This window comes from Streptomyces sp. NPDC029466 (assembly GCF_055574515.1).
The window spans coordinates 41,692-62,352 of the sequence record NZ_JBVHZH010000035.1 but is presented as its reverse complement, the minus strand read 5'-3'; the positions used below and the strand labels follow the sequence as shown (position 1 = coordinate 62,352).

General features: G+C 71.4%; 20 protein-coding genes. 14 read left to right on the top strand and 6 right to left on the bottom strand.

Annotated elements, in window-relative coordinates:
- Positions 1–13 precede the first annotated feature (13 nt).
- A complete protein-coding gene (gene hutI / locus ACZ4XD_RS25090) occupies positions 14–1,195 on the top strand; it encodes an imidazolonepropionase (RefSeq protein ID WP_468045548.1) in 1,182 nt (393 codons plus the stop codon).
- A 166-nt stretch (positions 1,196–1,361) separates the two neighbouring features.
- Here hutI and ACZ4XD_RS25085 read toward each other — a convergent pair whose 3' ends face one another.
- Positions 1,362–2,174, bottom strand: a complete 813-nt coding sequence (locus ACZ4XD_RS25085) for an RNA polymerase sigma factor SigF (protein ID WP_468045605.1) — start codon at positions 2,172–2,174, stop codon at positions 1,362–1,364.
- A 386-nt stretch (positions 2,175–2,560) separates the two neighbouring features.
- Here ACZ4XD_RS25085 and ACZ4XD_RS25080 point away from each other — a divergent pair, with 386 nt between their 5' ends.
- The 6 genes from ACZ4XD_RS25080 (at position 2,561) to ACZ4XD_RS25055 (ending at position 8,363) form a co-directional block, all read left to right on the top strand.
- Positions 2,561–2,929 (top strand): STAS domain-containing protein, encoded by a 369-nt coding sequence (locus ACZ4XD_RS25080; RefSeq protein WP_018093152.1) that lies wholly within the window; start codon positions 2,561–2,563, stop codon positions 2,927–2,929.
- Between the two features lie 170 nt (positions 2,930–3,099).
- Positions 3,100–3,600: an ATP-binding protein gene (locus ACZ4XD_RS25075; RefSeq protein ID WP_468045545.1), complete on the top strand. Its 501-nt coding sequence runs from the start codon at positions 3,100–3,102 to the stop codon at positions 3,598–3,600.
- Between the two features lie 248 nt (positions 3,601–3,848).
- Entirely contained in the window at positions 3,849–4,562 is a 714-nt protein-coding gene (locus ACZ4XD_RS25070) for an LPXTG cell wall anchor domain-containing protein (RefSeq protein WP_468045543.1), read from the top strand.
- A gap of 104 nt (positions 4,563–4,666) precedes the next feature.
- Entirely contained in the window at positions 4,667–5,665 is a 999-nt protein-coding gene (locus ACZ4XD_RS25065; protein WP_468045541.1) for a COG1470 family protein, read from the top strand.
- Positions 5,662–6,921, top strand: a complete 1,260-nt coding sequence (locus ACZ4XD_RS25060) for a hypothetical protein (RefSeq protein ID WP_468045539.1) — start codon at positions 5,662–5,664, stop codon at positions 6,919–6,921. The genes ACZ4XD_RS25065 and ACZ4XD_RS25060 overlap by 4 nt, the downstream gene beginning before the upstream one ends.
- The gene (locus ACZ4XD_RS25055) at positions 6,921–8,363 is read left to right on the top strand and encodes a hypothetical protein (RefSeq protein ID WP_468045537.1); all 1,443 of its coding nucleotides are present in this window, start codon (positions 6,921–6,923) and stop codon (positions 8,361–8,363) included. Before ACZ4XD_RS25060 ends, ACZ4XD_RS25055 begins: the two co-directional genes overlap by 1 nt.
- Before the next feature lie 82 nt (positions 8,364–8,445).
- Here ACZ4XD_RS25055 and ACZ4XD_RS25050 read toward each other — a convergent pair whose 3' ends face one another.
- Positions 8,446–9,951 carry a peptide MFS transporter gene (locus ACZ4XD_RS25050; protein ID WP_468045535.1) on the bottom strand — a complete coding sequence of 502 codons (1,506 nt, stop codon included), beginning with the start codon at positions 9,949–9,951 and terminating at the stop codon, positions 8,446–8,448.
- A 506-nt stretch (positions 9,952–10,457) separates the two neighbouring features.
- Between ACZ4XD_RS25050 and ACZ4XD_RS25045 the strand changes: the two genes are divergently transcribed.
- Positions 10,458–11,138 carry a response regulator transcription factor gene (locus ACZ4XD_RS25045; protein ID WP_033266590.1) on the top strand — a complete coding sequence of 227 codons (681 nt, stop codon included), beginning with the start codon at positions 10,458–10,460 and terminating at the stop codon, positions 11,136–11,138.
- Between the two features lie 16 nt (positions 11,139–11,154).
- Positions 11,155–12,402 (top strand): ATP-binding protein, encoded by a 1,248-nt coding sequence (locus ACZ4XD_RS25040; protein ID WP_468045533.1) that lies wholly within the window; start codon positions 11,155–11,157, stop codon positions 12,400–12,402.
- A gap of 37 nt (positions 12,403–12,439) precedes the next feature.
- On the opposite strand, the gene ACZ4XD_RS25035 is transcribed toward ACZ4XD_RS25040, so the two are convergent.
- Both ACZ4XD_RS25035 and ACZ4XD_RS25030 read right to left on the bottom strand, forming a co-directional pair.
- Positions 12,440–12,949: a GtrA family protein gene (locus ACZ4XD_RS25035; protein WP_468045531.1), complete on the bottom strand. Its 510-nt coding sequence runs from the start codon at positions 12,947–12,949 to the stop codon at positions 12,440–12,442.
- 136 nt (positions 12,950–13,085) lie between these two features.
- Positions 13,086–13,511 carry a protease inhibitor I42 family protein gene (locus ACZ4XD_RS25030; protein ID WP_468045529.1) on the bottom strand — a complete coding sequence of 142 codons (426 nt, stop codon included), beginning with the start codon at positions 13,509–13,511 and terminating at the stop codon, positions 13,086–13,088.
- 185 nt (positions 13,512–13,696) lie between these two features.
- Between ACZ4XD_RS25030 and ACZ4XD_RS25025 the strand changes: the two genes are divergently transcribed.
- Genes ACZ4XD_RS25025 through ACZ4XD_RS25015 form a run of 3 tightly spaced genes read left to right on the top strand, consistent with a single transcriptional unit; the run spans position 13,697 to position 16,511 of the window.
- Positions 13,697–14,815, top strand: coding sequence for a 5-(carboxyamino)imidazole ribonucleotide synthase (locus tag ACZ4XD_RS25025; protein ID WP_468045603.1), 1,119 nt, complete (start codon positions 13,697–13,699; stop codon positions 14,813–14,815).
- Positions 14,812–15,378 (top strand): 5-(carboxyamino)imidazole ribonucleotide mutase, encoded by a 567-nt coding sequence (purE, locus tag ACZ4XD_RS25020; protein ID WP_468045527.1) that lies wholly within the window; start codon positions 14,812–14,814, stop codon positions 15,376–15,378. The genes ACZ4XD_RS25025 and purE overlap by 4 nt, the downstream gene beginning before the upstream one ends.
- A complete protein-coding gene (locus tag ACZ4XD_RS25015) occupies positions 15,375–16,511 on the top strand; it encodes a dipeptidase (RefSeq protein WP_468045525.1) in 1,137 nt (378 codons plus the stop codon). The genes purE and ACZ4XD_RS25015 overlap by 4 nt, the downstream gene beginning before the upstream one ends.
- A 341-nt stretch (positions 16,512–16,852) precedes the next feature.
- Here ACZ4XD_RS25015 and ACZ4XD_RS25010 read toward each other — a convergent pair whose 3' ends face one another.
- Positions 16,853–17,221, bottom strand: a complete 369-nt coding sequence (locus tag ACZ4XD_RS25010) for a VOC family protein (protein ID WP_468045523.1) — start codon at positions 17,219–17,221, stop codon at positions 16,853–16,855.
- Positions 17,222–17,295: 74 nt separating this feature from the next.
- Here ACZ4XD_RS25010 and ACZ4XD_RS25005 point away from each other — a divergent pair, with 74 nt between their 5' ends.
- The gene (locus ACZ4XD_RS25005; protein WP_468045521.1) at positions 17,296–17,850 is read left to right on the top strand and encodes a CGNR zinc finger domain-containing protein; all 555 of its coding nucleotides are present in this window, start codon (positions 17,296–17,298) and stop codon (positions 17,848–17,850) included.
- 8 nt (positions 17,851–17,858) lie between these two features.
- Here ACZ4XD_RS25005 and ACZ4XD_RS25000 read toward each other — a convergent pair whose 3' ends face one another.
- Entirely contained in the window at positions 17,859–19,199 is a 1,341-nt protein-coding gene (locus ACZ4XD_RS25000; RefSeq protein ID WP_468045519.1) for a UDP-glucose dehydrogenase family protein, read from the bottom strand.
- Positions 19,200–19,453: 254 nt separating this feature from the next.
- On the opposite strand from ACZ4XD_RS25000, the gene ACZ4XD_RS24995 reads away from it, so the two are divergent.
- Positions 19,454–20,629 (top strand): acyl-CoA dehydrogenase family protein, encoded by a 1,176-nt coding sequence (locus tag ACZ4XD_RS24995; protein ID WP_468045517.1) that lies wholly within the window; start codon positions 19,454–19,456, stop codon positions 20,627–20,629.
- The last annotated feature ends 32 nt before the right edge of the window (positions 20,630–20,661 follow it).

Sequence of the window (20,661 nt, the reverse complement as noted above, 5' to 3'; positions counted from 1 at the left end):
GAACACCCCCGCGATGACGACGACCTCCGCGCCCACCACCGCCATCACCCACATCGCCCAGCTCGTCACCAACGACCCCTCCCTCGGCGAAGGCCCCCTCGGTCTGATCCAGGACGCGGCGGTCGTCATCGACGGCGACCGCATCGCCTGGGTCGGTACCTCCAGCAAAGCACCCGCCACTGACAACGCCGTCGACGCCGGCGGCCGGGCGGCTATCCCCGGCTTTGTCGACTCCCACTCCCACCTGGTCTTCGCCGGTGACCGTACCGCGGAGTTCAACGCCCGGATGTCCGGCCGCCCTTACTCCGCCGGCGGCATCCGCACCACCGTCGCCGCCACCCGCGCCGCCACCGACGAGGCCCTGCACGCGAACATCGCCCGCTACCTCGCCGAGGCGCTCCGCCAGGGCACCACCACCCAGGAGACCAAGTCCGGCTACGGGCTCACCGTCGACGACGAGGCCCGCGCGCTGCGCATCGCCGCCGAGCACACCGACGAGGTCACCTTCCTCGGCGCGCACATCGTCTCGCCCGACTACGCCGACGACCCGGCCGGCTATGTCGACCTGGTCACCGGCCCGATGCTGGACGCCTGCGCCCCGCACGCCCGCTGGGTCGACGTCTTCTGCGAGAAGGGCGCCTTCGACGGCGACCAGGCCCGCGCCGTCCTCACCGCGGGCCGGGCCAAGGGTCTGGTGCCGCGGGTGCACGCCAACCAGCTCGGCCACGGCCCCGGCGTCCAGCTCGCCGTCGAGCTCGGCGCCGCCTCCGCCGACCACTGCACCCACCTCAGCGCGGCCGACATCGACGCCCTCGCGCAGTCCGACACCGTCGCCACCCTGCTGCCGGGCGCCGAGTTCTCCACCCGCGCCCAGTGGCCCGACGCCCGTCCGCTCCTGGAAGCCGGCGCCACCGTCGCCCTTTCCACGGACTGCAACCCCGGCTCGTCCTTCACGAGTTCGATGCCGTTCTGCATCGCGCTGGCCGTCCGCGACATGGGAATGACCCCCGACGAGGCGGTCTGGTCGGCGACCGCGGGCGGCGCCCGCGCACTGCGCCGCACGGACGTCGGCCGGATCACCCCCGGCGCCCGCGCCGACCTCGCCCTCCTGGACGCGCCCTCGCACGTCCACCTCGCCTACCGGCCGGGCGTCCCGCTCGTATCGGCCGTGTGGCACAAGGGAGTTCGCGTCTGACAGCGGTCAGCCGGACGGTCCGCGCGCGCCGCTCATACGCCGCGCGGACCGTCGCGCCGAGCCGCCCGTACACAGCGAAGGAGGGCCCGTCCCGAGTACCCCGGGGCAGGCCCTCCTTCGCGCGGGCGGCTGCCGGCCGTGGTGGCCGGCAGGGACCGCGGGTCCCTCACTCGTCGATCATCAGCCCCTTGCGGAGCCGGACGAGGGTGCGGGAGAGCAGACGGGAGACGTGCATCTGGGAGATGCCCAGCTCCTCGCCGATCTCGGACTGCGTCATGTTGGCGACGAAGCGCAGCGAGAGGATCTTGCGGTCGCGCGAGGGGAGTTCGGCGATCAGCGGCTTGAGGGACTCCACGTACTCGATGCCTTCGAGCCCGTGGTCCTCGTAGCCGATGCGGTCCGCCAGCGCGCCTTCGCTGTCGTCCTCCTCGGGCTGGGCGTCCAGCGAGCTCGCGGTGTACGCGTTGCTCGCGGCCATCCCCTCGACGACCTCGTCACGGCTGATGTCGAGGCGCGCGGCGAGTTCGTGCACCGTGGGGGCGCGGTCCAGCTTCTGCGCGAGTTCATCGCCGGCCTTGGCGAGGTCCAGACGCAGTTCCTGAAGCCGCCTCGGTACCCGCACCGACCAGCTGGTGTCGCGGAAGAAGCGCTTGATCTCGCCGACGATGGTCGGCATCGCGAACGTCGGGAACTCGACGCCACGGCTGAGTTCGAAGCGGTCGATCGCCTTGATCAGGCCGATCGTGCCGACCTGGACGATGTCCTCCATGGGCTCACTGCGGGAGCGGAACCGGGAGGCCGCGAACTTCACCAGCGCGAGGTTGAGCTCGACCAGGGTGTTGCGGACGTACGCGAATTCGTGGGTGCCTTCCTCAAGCGTTTCGAGTCGCTCGAAGAGGGTCTTGGACAGAGCCCTCGCGTCCACCGGGCCCACCTCGTCGAACGGCGGGATCTCGGGCAGATCGTCGACCTCAGTCATCTCTGCCAGATCTGATTCGACAGGCAGTGACTGGGCAGGGATCTGTCCGGTCGGGTCGGACGGGGGTGTCGACGATGCGGGCTGCCGGGTGTCGTCGGTGCGCAATTCGTCGAGCCGGGGTGACATGGTCTCCTCCATCGTTCTCGGCATATGGCTGCCGATGCCTCTACGCGAAGCTGCGGTGTGCGGCGCCTCCAAAGCCGGCCGTTTCGAATGTGTGCTTCTACGCCTACCTGGCTTTGACTGAAGATGGCAAGTGCGTGTTGTCCGTATATTGAGCAATATGCGGATTGTTCGGCTACCGAGAGGCGTCAGGAAGGCGTAGGGTTCGACGAGCGCAGTCGGTAAGCAAACAGTCGTCTAGACAGCAAGAGGGGTGCGCGCGCATGGACCGCGGGACGGTCGGCAGTGCAAGCCGGGGCCGGCTTCACGTCGAGATCCGCCATCACGGCGCCAGCGCGGTGGTGACGGTCTCCGGTGAGCTGGATCACCATACGGCGGATCTGTTGCGTGAGTCACTGGAAGGCTGCGTCGACGACGGCTACGCACGCCTGGTGGTGGACTGCTCACCCCTTGAGTTCATGGACTCCACCGGTCTCAATGTGCTGCTCGGCGCGCGCCTGAAGGCGGAGGCCGAGGGGGGCGGGGTGCATTTGGCGGGGATGCAGCCGGTGGTGGCCCGGGTCTTCGAGATCACGGGCGCGGAGGCGGTCTTCACGGTGCACGACTCGCTCGACGCGGCGCTGGCCGACTGACGTGACAGCGGAGTCCGGAACGTTGCATTCCGGGCACGTAGTACGTGTCACAACTTCCGTACCCAAGAAGTGGGTGTTCTCACCGTCCGGTCGGGCAGGAGACATCTGAATCCTTGAATCAGTCAGTATCTGTTTTCCGTGAACAGGCGAATCGGTGAGGTGAAGCGCTGATGAGCACCACCCGGCCGTACCCGCCGGGCGATCTCGGCCCGGAGCCGGGCGGCGCCGGCGCTTCCGCCGCCCCGGCAGCCGCCCTCCCGGCGGGTCAGATCCGTCGGCTGCGCCTGGCGGGCGCCCGAGGGGCCGTGGCGCGCGGCCGTGACTTCGCCCGGGAGGCCCTGCACGACTGGGGCTGGCTGCCGGCGGCCGGCGCGGACCGGCGGGCCGCGGCGGAGGATGTGCTGCTCGTCGTCTCGGAGCTGGTCACCAACGCCTGTCTGCATGCCGAGGGGCCCGAGGAGCTGCGGCTGCGCTGCACCGGCAAAGTGCTGCGCCTGGAGGTCAGCGACCTCGGCACGGGCCAGCCGGCGCCGCGCAGCCCCCACCGTCCGGGCCGTCCCGGCGGCCACGGCATGTTCATCGTGCAGCGGCTGTGTCTGGACTGGGGCGTGGTGCGCCACCCCGACGGGGCGGGCAAGACCGTATGGGCGGAGCTCGCCGCGCCGTCCTGAAGGGGCGGCTTCGCCGGGAAGAGTTGAGCGCGGGCCTGTGGCCCCCCGCTTCGTCGTGTGCGGAATCTTCCGTTCAGCACCTCCGGGCCGCCGTGCTCCAGGCCGGATTTCCCCGCTGCCCCGGGCCCGGGCCGATCGGGGCTGCGCATTGCCTTCCCTCGGCAAGGTCCCCGGCGTACCTTGAGCGGCCAATCTGATGTGCCGTCAGTAAAATCCGGCGGTGCGCTCACGGGAGAAGGGGAACCGAGGTGGCCCGCTTCTACGAACAGCACGGCAGGCGCCCGGGCCGGGCGGCCGGCCTCGCCGCGGCCGTGGCGATGGCGGCGGGGTCCGCGGTGATGCTCACCGCACCGGCCGCCCATGCCCAGGTCGTCGACGTCAACTACCAGTGCAAAACGCCGATCGGCAACAAGGGCGCGGTCTCGCCCATCGACATCAAGAGCACCCCCAGCGGCGGCGCGTACAAGCTCGTCATGTCCTTCCAGAAGGGCGTCTCCTCCAGCCCGGTCGAGCTGGGCAAGGGCGCCATGAAGCCGACCGCGCTGATCCAGCTGGGCGGCGCGGAGAGCGGTACGGTGCCGGTCGCCGGGCCGCCGAACGACCAGGCCATTCCGGCCAACACCCCCATCAAGATCAGTGACTTGAGCGGCACCTACACGCCCAAGGGCAGCGGCAAGGTCACCTTCACGGCGTCCACCCTCACCATCAAGGCGCTGGGCACCACCACGACCTGTACGCCCAGCAACCATCCGAAGCCCGCGCTGACCCTGGACGTGAAGGGGGCCGGCGGCGGCTCGGGGAGCACCGGCGGTTCCGCCACGGGCGGCGCCTCCGCCGGCGGGCAGCTGCCGCAGACCGGACCCGCGGACTCCGCCGTCGCGCTGGGCACCCTCGGCGGCACGGTGCTGCTGGCCGGTGCGGCCGGTGCGCTCTGGCTGACCCGCCGTCACCAGCGGGTGTGACCCGCCGCGCGGGAGGCCAGGACCCGCGCGGTGCCCCGCCGTTCCCGTACGCCCCGCTTCCCCGGCCGGCACGGGGAGGCACCCCCTCGCACCAGGAGCCGCCGATGCCGTTCCGTCCCCGCACAGCGGTCCGCGGTGCGATCCTCGCGACCGCCGCCGTGCTGCTGTGCCCCGCCGCGGCCGCGGCCGCGGCCCGGCCGGCCGCCGCACCGGGCGGGCCGCCGGGCTGGTCCGCCGCGCCCGCGCCCGCCGACGGCGCCGCACCGAGCGACCAGGACCGCCCGTACTTCTACCTGGCGGGCGCGCCGGGCACCGTCATGAACGACCGGCTGTCCCTGCGCAACCCCGCCGGCCGGCCCGTCACGGTACGGCTGCGCGGCTCCGGCGGATGGCTCGCGTTCGCCGCCAGGGAGGTGACGGTCCCGCCGCGGACCCGGGCGACCGTCCCGTTCACGGTGACCGTGCCGCCGGACGCGGCCCCCGGTGACCACTCCGCCGTGCTGGTCGCGACCGCGGGCGGCACGGGGCGCGGCGCGGCCGAGCGGGACACCGTACCGGTGCATCTGCGGGTGACCGGGCCGGTGCTGGCCGCGCTGACCGTGGAGAACGTGTCGGTACGCGGCCGGGGCGGGGCGGCGGTCATCCGGTACACGCTGGTCAACCGCGGCAACACGGTGCTGAGCCCGCGGCTGGCGGTGCGCGCCGACGGGCTCTTCGGCCCGGTGCTGCGGCGGGCCGCCCGCACCCTGCCGGACCGGCTGGCCCCCGGGCAGAGTGCCGACCTGGCGGAGACCTGGGACGGTCCGCCCGAGCTGGACGCGGTGACGGTGCGGCTCACGGTGACCGCGGACGGCGGTGCGCACGGGTCCGCCACCGCCTCGTACACCGCGCTCCCCTGGGGCGTCGTCGCCGGGCCGGTGTTCCTGCTGGCGGGCGCGGGCGGCCTGGTGGTCGTCCGGCGCCGGCGCCGTGCCAAGGGGGCGGGCGGCGGACGGGGCGGCGGACCCGTGCGGAGCGCGGGCGGCGCGGCGCGGCCGCCCGAAGGGGAAGCGGCGGGTCCGGCAGCGGAGTTGGCGAGCAGCGGATCAGGAGCGCGCACGTGAACGGCGAGACGGGTACGGGCAGGTCGGTGGGCAGGTCGACGGGCATCGGCGGGGTCCGTTCCGGGGTGCTCCGGGCGGCGGAGCGTGCTCTATGGCCGGGGCGACGGCGGGCCGCGGCCGCGCTCGTACTGGGGCTGGCCCTCGCCCCCGCCCCCGGCCTGCTGCCGGCCGCGGCCGCGCAGGCCGCTCCGTACGCCGCCGCCCGTGCCGCGCAGGCCGCCGCCCCGTACGCCACCGCCGCCGACCGCAAACCCGCCGTCCGGCTCTCCGCCAAGGAGGCGGGCAAGGGCGGCACCCTCACCGTCACCGGCCGCGGCTGGCGGCCCAAGGCGCTGCTCACGCTGCTGATCTGCGGGCAGAACATGATCGGCGGCACCAACGCCTGCGCCAACGGCGACGGTCGGGCCGTCACCACCGATGCGCACGGCGCGTTCCGCCGGAAGCTGCCGGTCGCCGAGCCGCCCAAGCCCTGCCCCTGTGTGGTGCATGTGGCGACCGTGACCGGTGCGGCGGCCGACGCGGAGGCGCCGTTCACCGTGGCGGGCCACCCGGTGGCGCCGCTGCCCAAGGAGCGCCCCGGCGGCCGGCTGGCGGTCGTCGCCCAGCCCCGGCTGACGGGCAGCAGCAACCTGCTGACCTGGTTCGGCGCCCCGGCGCAGCGCGAGTTGCGGGTCACCGTCGGCAATCTCGGTCCGGCGCCGGCCAAGGATCCGGTCTTCCAGGTCGGCACCTCCCACGGCGTCTTCGCGCCCCAATGGGCGGAGCAGCAATGGCGCGGGACCGTCCCCGCCGGGAAGAAGGCTGAGGTCAGGCTGCCGGTCGAGCTGCCGGCCGGCGCGCACGGGGACTATCTGGTCTCCCTCAAATACGGCGGCAAGGTCCTGGTCGAGCAGCCCTGGGGGGTCGGCAGGCCCTGGGGCGTGACGCTCTTCTGGGTGCTGCTCTGCGTGGTGGTCCCGACGGCGGTGTTCCGCATCGGGATGGCCTTCGTGGACCGGATCCGTCCGCACCTGCCGGGCCGGGACCGCGGGCGCTCCGCGGGCCGCCCGCGGCCGGCCGGACGCAGCCACGCCGCCGGCCGGCCGCCGGGCGCGGCCGGCACCGGAAAACGCATCAGGAACCGAATCGCGCGCTCGCGCGCCGGAGACGGCACCGGTACGCCGGACGACTCCGCCGCGCTGCCGTGGTTCACCCCGGACACCGCACCGTCCACCACCACATCAACCGAACGACCGACGTCGAAAGGTTCTGCGTGATGAGGCAACGGAGGAGAGCCGCGGTGGCCGCGACGGCCGCGCTGGTGCTCGCGGGTGCGGGCATCATGACCGCGGCCGGCACCGCCCAGGCCGCGGAGGTGTCGTACAAGACGGAGTGTCTGCCGCCGCCGATATCCGGGCTGCCGCCGATCCAGGGCACCACGAAGGTGGCGGTCAGCGCGCCGGCGACGGCGAAGGTCGGCGAGGAGATCGAGGTGGTCTGGAAGACCGTCGAGGGGGCCTCCAAGAACCCCGACATCCTCGATCTGGCGGAGAACACCGTCCAGCCGACCGGCACGATCAAGGTGGCCGGGGCCCAGACCGGCGATCTGGCGATGCAGGGGCCGCGGGAGAATCCGCCGATCCCCAAGGGCGGTGCGATGAAGCTGTCCGACATGAAGGGCAAGCTCAAGCTGGCGAAGCCGGGTGAGGTCACGCTGACGCCGGGCTTCTACAACATCAACGTCAACCAGCCGATCTCGACGGACACCAAGTGCTCGCCCAAGGAGACGGTGCAGCCCGCGGTCACCATCAAGGTGACCGACGGCGGGGGCGGTACCGGCGGTACGACCGGCGGCAGCACGTCCGGGACCACGTCCGGGACCACATCGGGCACCACCACCGGCACCACCACGTCGGGGACGACGGGCGGCACCACCACGGGCGGCGGTTCGGCCGGTACGTCCTCCGGGGGCGGCACCGACGGCGGTACGTCCGCCGGCTCGTCCGGCGGTTCGGCCTCCGGAGGCTCCGGCGGCTCCGGCGGCGACCCCGACGGCACCGCGTACCAGGGCAAGGAGGTCGAGGTCCCCTACGCCTGCAAGACGCCGATCGGGGACAAGAAGGCGACCTCACCGGTCCGGATCAACGCCGTGAAGAAGGGCGGCGGTTACGACCTGACGGTCAAGTTCGGCAAGTCCGTCATGGACAGCCCGGCGGACATCCCCAAGGGCTCGGTCAAGCCGTCGATGGCCGTCAAGGTCGGCGGCGCGGACAAGGGGTCGGTGAAGGTCGAGGGGCCGACGAACGCCGGGCCCATCAAGTCGGGCCAGCCGATCGAGATCCCTGACCTGAAGGGCACCTACAAGCCGGGGGCCACCGGCAAGGCCACGCTCACCCCGGGCGTGCTCACCGTCAACGCCCTCGGGACCACGACCACCTGCACCCCGGAGAAGGACCCGGGCGTCTCGCTCGCCCTGGACACCTCGGCGCAGCCGGGCGGTACGTCCGGCGGTTCGGCGGGCGGCGCGGGCGGTGCGGCGGCCTCCGGCGGCAGCGCCGGACCGGCCAGTGTCTCGGGCGGTAGCGGCGGCGGCCTCGCCGAGACCGGTGCGAGCGACCACGGCGCGCTCACCGCGCTCGGCCTCGTCGCCGGCACCGTCATCCTGCTGGGCGGCGCGGTGTTCACGTTCCTGCCGCGGCGCCGGGCACAGATCCGCTGACGCGGTACGTCCACGGCACGCACGAAGGGGGCGTCGTACCGGCGGTGCGACGCCCCCTTCCGTTGTACGGGGCCGGCAGGCGTCAGTTGACGCTGCCCATCATCTGCTTGACCCGCTTGCGGGACGTCCAGATGCCGAAGCCGGCGACGACCGCGAGGCAGGCCTCGACGGCGACCGAGAACGAGGTGTTCAGGTCGACGTTCAACTGCGGCGAGGTCAGCAGACCCGCCACCGAGTCGCCCGCGGTGACCGCGAGGAACCAGACACCCATCATCTGGGAGCCGTACTTGGCGGGCGCCATCTTCGTGGTGACCGACAGGCCGACCGGGGAGAGGCACAGCTCACCGATGGTCTGGATGAAGTAGATCGCCACCAGCCACATCGGGCTGACCTTGCCGCCGTTGGCGGCGGTGTCGATCAGTGGGATGAGGAAGACGCCGAACGAGATGCCGATCAGCCCGAGGCTGGACGCGAACTTGACGGCGGTGCTCGGCTCCTTGCCGCGCTTGTTCAGCCACAGCCACGCCGAGGCGACCAGCGGGGCCAGCGCCATGATGAAGATCGGGTTCAGCGACTGGTACCAGGACGTCGGGAAGTGGAAGCCCAGCAGGTCGTTCGTCGTGGAACGCTCACCGAAGATCGACAGCGTCGAGCCGTTCTGGTCGTAGATCATCCAGAAGATGGCGGCGATCACGAAGAACCAGATGTAGCCCGAGAGCTTGGACTGTTCGAGGTCCGTGAGCTCCTTGTCGCGCTTCATACGGGCCAGCACCGCGATCGGGATGACCAGACCGGCGATGGTGATCGGCATCAGCGCCCAGTCGGCGAAGTTCCCGGTCAGCGCGAGCGCGGTGTAGAACACCGCCGCGACGATCAGCCAGATCAGGCCCTTGCGCAGTACGGACGCCCGCTCCTGGGGCGTCGCGGGCTGGGCGACGACGCTGCTCTCCGCGCTGAGATGGCGGGTGCCGAGCAGGAACTGGGCGAGGCCGAGCGCCATGCCGACCGCGGCAAGCGTGAAGCCGAAGTGCCAGTTGACGTTCTCGCCGACGGTGCCGATGCTCAGCGGGGCGAGGAAGGCACCGACGTTGATGCCGATGTAGAAGAGCGTGAAGCCACCGTCACGGCGCGGGTCCTCCGGGCCGTCATAGAGGTGGCCGACCATCGCGGAGATGTTCGCCTTCAGCAGGCCGGAGCCCAGCGCGACCAGCACGAGACCGGCGAAGAAGCTCACCGAGGTGGGCAGGGCCAGCGTGATGTGGCCCGCGATGACCACTCCGGCGCCGATGGCGACCGTCTTGCGCGGTCCCCAGAAGCGGTCGGCGATCCAACCGCCCGGCATGGCGAGCAGATAGACCATCGCCAGGTACACGGAGTAGATCGCGGTGGCCGTGGTGGCCGGCATATTCATGCCGCCGGGCGCGATCAGGTACAGCGGGAGGAGTGCCTTCATGCCGTAGAAGCTGAAGCGCTCCCACATCTCGGTCATGAAGAGAGTGGCCAGTCCGCGGGGGTGGCCGAAGAAGGTTTTGCCGCCGTTGGCAGGGTTCCCCTGCTGGGCAGCGTCCTTCGTCAGGCTGGACGCCATGGATGCTTCCTTGCTGCTACGGGACGCGTTCGCAGCCGATACGCGCCCGGGTGGGGGTGCCCGGCACCGGGTAGTCCCGCCCGCCTCCACGTCCGGGAGGTTCGGCACCGTTGAAGGGCCGGCAGGACGGTCGTACCCCGGATTCCATGCCCCCCGTGGGGCACGCGCGCCGGACCCGGTCGGCAGGTCGATCACTGTGTGACGGGGCCGTTGGTGGCGGTCCCGGACACAACGAGGGACCGATGACGTCAGTTGAGAGTCAAAGGTCCCGGAAGTGGTGCGACGGACGTTCATCCACCTTACGACTCGTTCTGTCAGCGAGGGCCTGCGTGAGACAACGGTCACACCGCCACGGGGAACCATCGGCGCCCGCCGTTCGCTTCCGCGCTCCCGCGCGCGCCCGAGGCTTGTGCAGCTCAGGGCGCTATCGGTGCAGGAACGGTCCGTCGTCGGCCATCCGCGCTGGTCCGCCCCTCGGCGCCGGTACATCGGACTACCATCGGGCCATGACCCGTGTACTGCTCGCCGAGGATGACGCGTCCATCTCGGAGCCGCTCGCCCGCGCACTGCGCCGCGAGGGTTACGAAGTCGAGGTGCGCGAGGACGGCCCGACCGCGCTCGACGCCGGTCTCCAGGGGAACATCGACCTCGTCGTCCTGGACCTGGGGCTGCCCGGAATGGACGGCTTGGAGGTCGCCCGCCGGCTGCGCAACGAAGGCCACTCCTTCCCCATCCTGGTGCTGACCGCCCGCGCCGACGAGGTGGACACCGTGGTGGGCCTGGACGCCGGTGCCGACGACTACGTCACCAAGCCCTTCCGGCTCGCCGAACTCCTCGCCCGCGTACGGGCCCTGCTGCGCCGCGGCTCCACCGCCGAGCCCCAGCAGCCGCCGGCCACCCACGGGGTGCGGATCGATGTCGAGTCGCACCGTGCCTGGATGGGTGAGGAGGAACTCCAGCTCACGGCGAAGGAGTTCGATCTGCTGCGGGTCCTGGTGCGGGACGCCGGCCGGGTCGTCACCCGCGACCAGCTGATGCGCGAGGTCTGGGACACCACCTGGTGGTCCTCCACCAAGACGCTCGACATGCACATCTCCTGGCTGCGCAAGAAGCTCGGGGACGATGCCGCCAACCCCCGCTACATCGCCACCGTCCGCGGTGTCGGCTTCCGCTTCGAAAAAAGCTGAAAAGAGCCACTGACCCGTGCGCCGCCGCCTGATCAACTCCACGCTCGCCGTGGTGCTCGTCGTGATCGCCGTCTTCGGTGTCTCGCTCGTCATCGTCGAGACCCGCACCATCGAGGCCGGTGCGCAGGAGAGCGTGGCGTCCGAGGCGATCCGGCTCGTCGGGATAGTGGAGAGCCGGCTGGGCAGCGGCGAGAAGATCACCCCGGACGTCCTCTCCGAACAGATCACCGCCAAGAGGTACGCGCGGATCTCGGTGCCCGGCAAGACGCCGATCGAGATCGGGAAGCGGCCCTCGGGCGATGTCATCGAGTCCCGGGTGCACGGTGACCGCGGTGAGTCCGTCACGGTCCAGGAGTCGCGCTCCAGCGTCAGCGCGGAGATCGGCCGGACGCTGCTGGTCATCCTCGCCGTGGCGCTGCTGGCGATCATCGCGGCGGTGATCCTGGCCGTCCGGCAGGGCCGCCGGCTGACCGCGCCGCTCACCGACCTCGCGGAGACCGCCGAGCGGCTGGGCTCCGGCGACCCCCGTCCGCGCCACCGCCGCTACGGCGTCCAGGAACTGGACCGGGTCGCCGATGTGCTGGACGCCAGCGCGGAGCGGATCGCCCGGATGCTGACCGCCGAGCGGCGGCTGGCCGCGGACGCCTCCCACCAGCTGCGGACGCCGCTGACCGCGCTGTCCATGCGGCTGGAGGAGATCACCCTCACCGACGATCCGGACACCGTGAAGGAAGAGGCCACCATCGCGCTGGCACAGGTGGAGCGGCTGACGGATGTCGTCCAGCGGCTGCTGACCAACTCCCGGGACCCGCGCAGCGGCTCCGCGGTCGCCTTCGACCTGGACGAGGTGGTCAAGCAGCAGATCGAGGAGTGGCGGCCGGCCTACCGCAGCGCGGGACGCGCCATCGTGCGCTCCGGCAAGAAGGGGCTGCGGGCGGTCGGCACCCCCGGCGCGGTCGCCCAGGTGCTGGCCACCCTGATCGAGAACTCCCTGATGCACGGCGACGGAACGGTCGCGCTGCGCACCCGGGTCACCGGCAACCAGGCGGTCGTCGAGGTCACCGACGCCGGGCCCGGGGTGCCGACGGACCTCGGCTCGCGGGTCTTCGAGCGGACCGTGTCCGGCCGCAATTCCACCGGTCTGGGGCTGGCCGTCGCCCGAGACCTGGCGGAGGCGGACGGCGGCCGGCTGGAGCTGCTCCAGCAGCAGCCGCCGGTCTTCGCGCTGTTCCTGGCCCGGGAGGCGGAGCCCGCCGAGGAGTGAGCGGCGGGCGTGCGCGGCCGGGCCGGAGCGCGCCGGGCTACTTGCGGGAGGGGCTGCGCGGGCGCCGGGGGCCGTCGGCGAGGAAGGACTCGGCCGTCTCTATGGCCTCGCGCGCGGGCAGCGTACGGAAGACCCAGGTGCGGTAGGACCAGAAGCGGAAGAGCGTGGCGAGGCCGATGCCGAGGAACTTGAAGAGGTTGTTCTGGAGCGGGCTGTCCCAGTGGAAGCCGTAGGTCGCGACATAGAGCAGGCCGTTCTCGATCACCAGGCCGATCGCGCTGAACAGCAGGAAGAGCGTCAGCTCCTTGGTGCGGCCCCGCTTGTCGCGGTCGCGGTAGGTGAAGTAGCGGTAGCCGAGGTAGTTGGTGCCGGTCGCCACCACCGTCGCGATGATGCTGGCCCGGACGACGGGCACCTCGGTCAGCTGCCGTACGAGGTTGAACACCGCGAAGTTGACCACGACCCCCGCGCCGCCGACCGCGCCGAACTTCACCACTTCACGAGCGAGCGCCTCCAGCCGCGACCGCAGTGCGCTCCGTTCACTCATGGTGATCGTTCAGCTCCCCGTCTTGTGCGGTCTCCGCGGGCCGCCAACCCTGGTCCGCTCCCTCATGCTAACCACGCCCCGAGACGGGTGCCTGCCACACGACGGGGCTGTGGACAACCCCCGAGGGCCGTCCGGGTCAGCCGACGGTGACGCGGAAATTGAGGCTCCGGGCGCCCGCTTCGTCGGCCGCGCCGGGGCCGCAGCGCCGGCAGCGCAGCAGCCGTAAGTCCGTACGGCCCGTGCGGAGGGCCTCGAAGGCGAGGTAGCGGGCGGGCCCGGCCGGCGGCGGACCGCCGGTGGCCAGGTGCCCGCCGGTGGCCTTGAGGACGGCCGGGTCGGGGCGCGGCTCGGCGATGATCCAGCGGTAGCCGCCCGCGGGGTCGTCGGTGACCCGCACGCTGAAGCGGTCACCGGGGGAGACCACGATCTCGGTGTCGTCCGCGTCATAGACCTCCGGCGCGGACAACTGGCTGAAAACGGAGTGCAGGGCGACCAGCAGCGCGGTGATCGCGACGACGATCACCAGCGTCCTGGTGCCCCTCGGTATGCCGCTGTGCTCCATCCGGCCTCCCCTTGCGCCGGGCCCGCTCCGGGCGCCGGTCCCGTACCCCGGCCGGGCGCCGGGGCCGGTGTCGATCTTTCATCGACGCACTTCGAACGCGCGAACTCAGAGGATCATCCAAGCCGGTATCGGGGCAGCGGAGCCGGGCGGATACCCTGGGGGGCGTGACGTTCCCGGTAGTCGGCATGGTCGGTGGCGGTCAGCTCGCCCGTATGACCCACGAGGCGGGTATCCCCCTCGGCATCAAATTCAAGCTCCTCAGCGACACTCCGCAGGATTCCGCGGCTCAGGTGGTCGGTGATGTCGTCATTGGCGACTACCGCGATCTGGACACGCTGCGCGCCTTCGCCCGTGGCTGCGATGTGATCACTTTCGATCACGAGCACGTTCCCACCGAGCACTTGCGGGCACTGGAGGCCGACGGCATCCCCGTCCGTCCTGGTCCCGACGCGCTCGTGCACGCCCAGGACAAGGGGGTGATGCGGGCGAAGCTGGACGCGATCGACGTGCCCTGCCCACGGCACCGCATCGTCTCCGATCCCGAGGATGTGGAGCGCTTCGCGGCCGAGGGCGGCGGCTTTCCCGTGATCCTCAAGACGGTCCGCGGCGGCTATGACGGCAAGGGCGTCTGGGTCGTACGATCCTCCAAGGACGCCGCCGAGCCGTTCCGCGCCGGGGTGCCCGTCCTCGCGGAGGAAAAGGTCGATTTCACCCGCGAGCTGGCGGCCAACATCGTCCGCTCCCCGCACGGCCAGGCCGTCGCCTACCCGGTCGTGGAGTCCATCCAGGTCGACGGCGTCTGCGACACCGTGATCGCGCCCGCCCCCGGCCTCGACTCCGAGCTGGCCGGCCAGGCCCAGGAGCTGGCGCTGCGCATCGCCCAGGAGCTGGGGGTCGTCGGCCATCTGGCCGTCGAGCTCTTCGAGACCGCCGACGGCCGGATCCTCGTCAACGAGCTCGCCATGCGCCCGCACAACTCCGGCCACTGGACCCAGGACGGCGCGATCACCTCGCAGTTCGCCAACCACGTCCGGGCCGTGCTCGACCTCCCGCTCGGCGATCCCCGCCCGCGCGCCCGCTGGACGGTCATGGCCAACGTCCTCGGCGGCGACTACCCCGACATGTATTACGCGTACCTCCATTGCATGGCGCGGGACCCGCAGTTGAAGATCCACATGTACGGCAAGGACGTGAAGCCCGGCCGCAAGGTCGGACACGTCAACACCTACGGCGACGACCTGGCCGACGTGCGCGAGCGCGCCGCTCATGCCGCCGGATACCTGCGAGGAACGATCACCGAATGACGTCCAGTGTGCCGCCCGAGAACCGCCCCTCCGACCCGTCCCCCGTGGTCGGCATCGTCATGGGCTCCGACTCCGACTGGCCCGTCATGGAGGCCGCCGCCCAGGCCCTCGCCGAGTTCGAGATCCCCTACGAGGTCGATGTCGTCTCGGCGCACCGCATGCCGCGCGAGATGATCACGTACGGCGAGCAGGCCGCGGAGCGCGGGCTGAAGGTGATCATCGCCGGTGCCGGAGGCGCGGCCCACCTCCCCGGGATGCTCGCCTCGGTCACCCCGCTGCCGGTCATCGGCGTCCCCGTCCCGCTGAAGTACCTGGACGGCATGGACTCCCTGCTGTCCATCGTGCAGATGCCGGCCGGTGTGCCGGTGGCCACCGTCTCGGTCGGCGGGGCCCGTAACGCCGGGCTGCTGGCCGCCCGGATCCTCGCCACCCAGGACGCCGAACTCATGGGCCGGATGCAGGAGTTCCAGCAGGAGCTGAACGACCAGGCCACCGAGAAGGGCAAGCGGCTGCGCACCAAGGTCGCCACCCCGAACGGCTTCGGCTTCGGCGGGGCCAAGTGAGCCCCTCCCAGGAGGCGGCACGGGACCTGCTCGCCCGCTGGCCCGTCGTCGACGGTCACAACGACCTGCCCTGGGCGCTGCGCGAGCAGGTCGGCTACGACCTCGACCAACGCGACATCGCCGCCGACCAGTCCGCGCATCTGCACACCGATCTGCCGCGGCTGCGGGCCGGCGGCGTCGGCGCACAGTTCTGGTCGGTCTACGTCCGCTCCGACTACGCGGGCGACAAGGCCGTCACCGCCACCCTCGAACAGATCGACGTGGTCCGGCAGCTGGCCGCCCGCTACCCCGACGTGCTGCGGCTGGCCCGCACCGCCGACGACATGGAGGCGGCCCGCGCGCAGGGCCGGATCGCGTCCCTCATGGGCGCCGAGGGCGGCCACTCCATCAACAACTCGCTGGGCACCCTGCGCGCGCTCTACGAGCTGGGCGTGCGCTACATGACGCTCACCCACAACGACACCATCGACTGGGCGGACTCCGCGACCGACGAGCCGCGCCACCACGGACTCTCGGCCTTCGGCGAAGAGGTCGTCCGGGAGATGAACCGCTGCGGGATGCTGGTCGACCTCTCGCACGTCTCGGCCGACACCATGCGGGACGCGCTGCGCGTCAGCAGCGCGCCGGTGATCTTCTCGCACTCCTCGGCCCGTGCCGTCTGCGACCACCCGCGCAACATCCCCGACGACGTGCTCGCCCAGCTGCCCGCCAACGGCGGGGTCGCGATGGCCACCTTCGTGCCGAAGTTCGTGCTGCCCGCCGCCGTCGAGTGGACGCTGCGCGCCGACGAGAACATGCGCGCCCACGGTCTGCACCACCTCGACACCACCGAGGCGGGCATGGCCGTCCAGCGGGCCTTCGAGGCGGCCAACCCGCGCCCGAAGGCCACCGTGGCGACCGTCGCCGACCACCTCGACCACATGCGGGAGGTCGCCGGTGTCGACCACCTCGGCATCGGCGGCGACTTCGACGGCACCGCGTTCACGCCTGACGGCCTGGCGGATGTCGCGGGCTACCCGAATCTGATCGCCGAGCTGATGGATCGCCGGTGGTCGGAGGGGGATCTGGCGAAGCTGACGTGGCAGAACGCCGTGCGCGCTTTGCGCGCGGCGGAGTCGGTAGCGGGCGGCTGATCCCGCGTTTTCGGCTGGCCCGCCGTGGGGGTTGCTCGCCGTTGCTCCCCCACTGCCTGAAGGGCGTGGGAGGTACCCCCACGCGGCGGGCTGGGTTGTTGTTGGGTGCGGTGACGGACCTCCGGGGCCGGGGGGGGGGGGGGGTTTGTTTTTCCTCCCCCCCACCCCCCCCCCCCCCCCCCCCCCCCCCCTGGGGGGGGGGGGGGAGGGACCTCGGGGACTGTGGTGTGGGACTGCTTCGCTTTACCCCCCACACACCGCCCCTCCGGCCCGTCCCCTCCCGTTGGGGGAGTGAGTGCAGGTGGGTGGGGGCCGGACACCCCTGTCCGTGGCCGGGGGGCCTACTTGAGGCAAAGGCAAAACGGGTGGCCCGCCGGGTCCAGGTAGACGCGCCAGTCGCGTCCCTCCGCGTCGCCCTGGACTCGCTTCGCGCCCAGGGCGAGAACCTTGCGCTCGGCCTCGTCGATGTCCGCGCGGTGGACGTCGAAGTCGAGATGCAGTTGCTGAGGCATCTCCTGGCCGGGCCACTGCGGCGGGTGGTAGTCCGTCACCTGCTGGAAGGCGAGGGTGCGGCCGGTGGGGCCGGCGATTTCGATCCACTCGTCGTCGCCTCCCGTCACCTGCCAGTCGAGCACCTGGGCGTAGAAGTTGGCGAGTGCCCGGGGGTCGGGGCAGTCCAGTGCGACGACGCCCAGCTTGATCAAACCCATGGCGTTACCTCCTCATCCACTCAACCGGTAACCTCGTTACCGCATGATGGCCGAGTATCGGTAACGTGACAAGGGTGGCATCCCGAACGGCTCCGGAATCCCTGCGGTGGGTGCAGGATCTGGTGAACACCCTCGACATCGAGACCGGCGCGGACGCGCTGAGCGCCGACGGCGGCCCCGGTGCGTTTCTGCGTGCGCACGGGGTGGCCGCACCCGGGGCGGGGGAGCGGGAGTTGGCGGCGCTCCAGGAGCTGCGCGAGGCGCTCCGGGAGGTGTGTCTGGCGCATACCGCCGGCACCGGCGTACCGGAGCGGACGGCCCGGACGCTGGAGCGGCTGTTCGCCGCCGCGCCCCTCGTGCTGGCGGTGGCTCCGGACGGCGGTGCCGCGCTGCGTCCGGCTCCGGGGCTCGGCGGCGCCGCGCAGTTCACCGCGCGGATCGCGGCGGGCATCGCGACCGCGGTCGCGGAGGGCACCTGGACCCGGCTCAAGGCCTGCGAGGCCCATGACTGCCGCTGGGTCTTCTACGACAGGAGCCCGGCCGGCCGCAGCCGCTGGTGCACCATGGCGGTCTGCGGCAGCCGGGCGAAGATGCGGAGCTACCGCGCCCGTCGCGCGGAGTCCGAATAAGGGGGCGCTTACGCCTGGGGGCGGCCCAGTGCGCGGTACGTCCAGCCGGCCTTGCGCCACAGCGCCGGGTCCAGCGCGTTCCGGCCGTCCAGGATGCGGCGCTCGGCGACCACCTCGCCCAGGGCCGCCGGGTCCAGCTCACGGAACTCGCGCCACTCCGTCAGATGCAGCACCACATCCGCGCCGCGCACCGCCTCCAGCGCGGTGTCCGCGTACGCCAGCGTCGGGAAGAGCCGCCGGGCGTTCTCCATGCCCTTGGGGTCGTAGACGGTGACCTGGCCGCCCTGGAGGTGGATCTGGCCGGCGACGTTGAGGGCGGGGGAGTCGCGTACGTCGTCCGAGTCGGGCTTGAAGGTCGCACCGAGGACGGCGACCCGCTTGCCGAGGAAGCCGCCGCCGACCGCGTCCCGGGTCAGCTCGACCATGTGGCCGCGGCGCCGCATGTTGATGGAGTCGATCTCGCGGAGGAAGGTCAGTGCCTGGTCGGCGCCCAGCTCACCGGCGCGGGCCATGAACGCCCGCAGGTCCTTGGGGAGGCAGCCACCGCCGAAGCCGATGCCGGCCCGGAGGAACTTCTTGCCGATCCGGTCGTCGTGCCCGATGGCCTCGGCCAGCTTCACCACGTCGCCGTCGGCCGCCTCGCAGACCTCCGCCATCGCGTTGATGAAGGAGATCTTGGTCGCCAGGAAGGAGTTGGCGGAGGTCTTCACCAGCTCGGACGTCGGGTAGTCCATGACGATGAACGGCGAGCCCTCGGCGATCGGGGTGGCGTACACCTCGCGCAGCAGCTCCTCGGCCCGCGCGCTCGTCACACCGGCGACGATCCGGTCCGGGTGCAGGGTGTCCTTGACGGCGAAGCCCTCGCGCAGGAACTCCGGGTTCCAGGCCAGCTCGGCGGCCTCGCCCGCGGGGGCGGCCGCGGCCAGCCGCGCGGCGAGCCGGGCCGCGCTGCCCACCGGCACCGTGGACTTGCCGACCACCAGCGTGGGCCGGGTCAGATGCGGAGCCAGCGCGTCGAAGGCGCTGTCCACGTAACTCATGTCGCAGGCGTACTCACCGTGCTTCTGCGGGGTGTTCACGCAGACGAAGTGCACATCGCCGAAGGCCCCGGCCTCCTCGTAGGAGGTGGTGAAGCGCAGCCGGCCGGAGGACCCCTCGATCCCGGCGACATGGCGGCGCAGCAGATCCTCCAGACCGGGCTCGTACATCGGGACCTCGCCCCGCTGAAGCATCTCGATCTTCTCGGGGACCACATCGAGCCCCAGCACCTCGAAGCCCAGCTCGGCCATGGCCGCGGCGTGGGTGGCGCCGAGGTAGCCGGTGCCGATCACGGTGATCTTGAGGGGCATGGATGCTCCAAACAGGCGGGTGCGGCGCGAAGCGCCGGCGTTGAGGGGCGGTGGTCGGGGGCTGGGGAAAACGGCGCTGACCGAGCATAGTCGGGAGAGGAATGGCCTACTCCAGCCGCTTCCGGGCTGCGTGGGTAACTGTCGGCAACCTCACGTATCCGCAGCCGGGGATCGGCGCCTAGAATCCGGAGAGGTATACGGGTTACTTAACGGTAGTTAGCACTTGCAGTCAGCTCACAGGGGAGTGAGAAACCTTGGCGGGAACCGCTGATTTCGATCTGTACCGGACGTCTGAGGAGCACGACATGCTCCGGGAGTCGGTGCGTGCGCTCGCCGAGGCGAAGATCGCTCCGTTCGCCGCCGCGGTGGACGAGGAGGCCCGCTTCCCGCAGGAGGCGCTCGACGCGCTGGTCGCCAACGACCTGCACGCCGTCCACGTACCGGAGACCTACGGCGGGGCCGGCGCCGACGCGCTGGCGACCGTCATCGTCATCGAGGAGGTCGCCCGCGTCTGTGCGTCGTCCTCCCTCATCCCGGCGGTCAACAAGCTCGGCTCGCTGCCGGTGATCCTCTCCGGATCCGAGGAGCTGAAGGCGAAGTACCTGGGCCCGCTGGCCAAGGGTGACGCGATGTTCTCGTACTGCCTGAGCGAGCCGGACGCCGGTTCGGACGCGGCCGGCATGAAGACCAAGGCCGTCCGCGACGGCGACCACTACATCCTCAACGGCGTCAAGCGCTGGATCACCAACGCCGGCGTCAGCGAGTACTACACGGTGATGGCCGTCACCGACCCCGAGAAGCGCTCGAAGGGCATCTCGGCCTTCGTCGTGGAGAAGGGCGATGAGGGCGTCTCCTTCGGCGCCCCGGAGAAGAAGCTCGGCATCAAGGGCTCCCCGACCCGCGAGGTCTACCTGGACAACGTCCGGATCCCCGCCGACCGCATGATCGGCGCGGAGGGCACCGGCTTCGCCACCGCCATGAAGACCCTGGACCACACCCGCATCACCATCGCGGCCCAGGCGCTCGGTATCGCCCAGGGCGCCCTGGACTACGCCAAGGGCTACGTCCAGGAGCGCAAGCAGTTCGGCAAGCCGATCGGTGACTTCCAGGGCGTGCAGTTCATGCTCGCCGACATGGCCATGAAGGTGGAGGCGGCCCGTCAGCTGACCTACGCAGCGGCCGCCCGCTCCGAGCGGATATCGGCCGGCGGCAAGGGCGAGGACCTGACGTTCTTCGGCGCGGCGGCCAAGTGCTACGCCTCCGACGCGGCCATGGAGATCACCACGGACGCCGTCCAGCTGCTCGGCGGCTACGGCTACACCCGTGACTACCCGGTCGAGCGGATGATGCGGGACGCCAAGATCACGCAGATCTACGAGGGCACCAACCAGGTCCAGCGGATCGTGATGGCGCGCAACCTGCCGCAGTAGGCACCCGGCACGCAGAGGGCCCCGGACCCCAG

Excerpts from the sequence above, each read along its gene's own strand:
- hutI (WP_468045548.1), top strand. The coding sequence starts at position 14 with ATGACGACGACCTCCGCGCCCACCACCGCCATCACCCACATCGCCCAG.
- ACZ4XD_RS25085 (WP_468045605.1), bottom strand. The coding sequence starts at position 2,174 with ATGACTGAGGTCGACGATCTGCCCGAGATCCCGCCGTTCGACGAGGTG.
- ACZ4XD_RS25080 (WP_018093152.1), top strand. The coding sequence starts at position 2,561 with ATGGACCGCGGGACGGTCGGCAGTGCAAGCCGGGGCCGGCTTCACGTC.
- ACZ4XD_RS25075 (WP_468045545.1), top strand. The coding sequence starts at position 3,100 with ATGAGCACCACCCGGCCGTACCCGCCGGGCGATCTCGGCCCGGAGCCG.
- ACZ4XD_RS25065 (WP_468045541.1), top strand. The coding sequence starts at position 4,667 with ATGCCGTTCCGTCCCCGCACAGCGGTCCGCGGTGCGATCCTCGCGACC.
- ACZ4XD_RS25055 (WP_468045537.1), top strand. The coding sequence starts at position 6,921 with ATGAGGCAACGGAGGAGAGCCGCGGTGGCCGCGACGGCCGCGCTGGTG.
- ACZ4XD_RS25050 (WP_468045535.1), bottom strand. The coding sequence starts at position 9,951 with ATGGCGTCCAGCCTGACGAAGGACGCTGCCCAGCAGGGGAACCCTGCC.
- ACZ4XD_RS25045 (WP_033266590.1), top strand. The coding sequence starts at position 10,458 with ATGACCCGTGTACTGCTCGCCGAGGATGACGCGTCCATCTCGGAGCCG.
- ACZ4XD_RS25035 (WP_468045531.1), bottom strand. The coding sequence starts at position 12,949 with ATGAGTGAACGGAGCGCACTGCGGTCGCGGCTGGAGGCGCTCGCTCGT.
- ACZ4XD_RS25030 (WP_468045529.1), bottom strand. The coding sequence starts at position 13,511 with ATGGAGCACAGCGGCATACCGAGGGGCACCAGGACGCTGGTGATCGTC.
- ACZ4XD_RS25025 (WP_468045603.1), top strand. The coding sequence starts at position 13,697 with ATGGTCGGTGGCGGTCAGCTCGCCCGTATGACCCACGAGGCGGGTATC.
- purE (WP_468045527.1), top strand. The coding sequence starts at position 14,812 with ATGACGTCCAGTGTGCCGCCCGAGAACCGCCCCTCCGACCCGTCCCCC.
- ACZ4XD_RS25010 (WP_468045523.1), bottom strand. The coding sequence starts at position 17,221 with ATGGGTTTGATCAAGCTGGGCGTCGTCGCACTGGACTGCCCCGACCCC.
- ACZ4XD_RS25000 (WP_468045519.1), bottom strand. The coding sequence starts at position 19,199 with ATGCCCCTCAAGATCACCGTGATCGGCACCGGCTACCTCGGCGCCACC.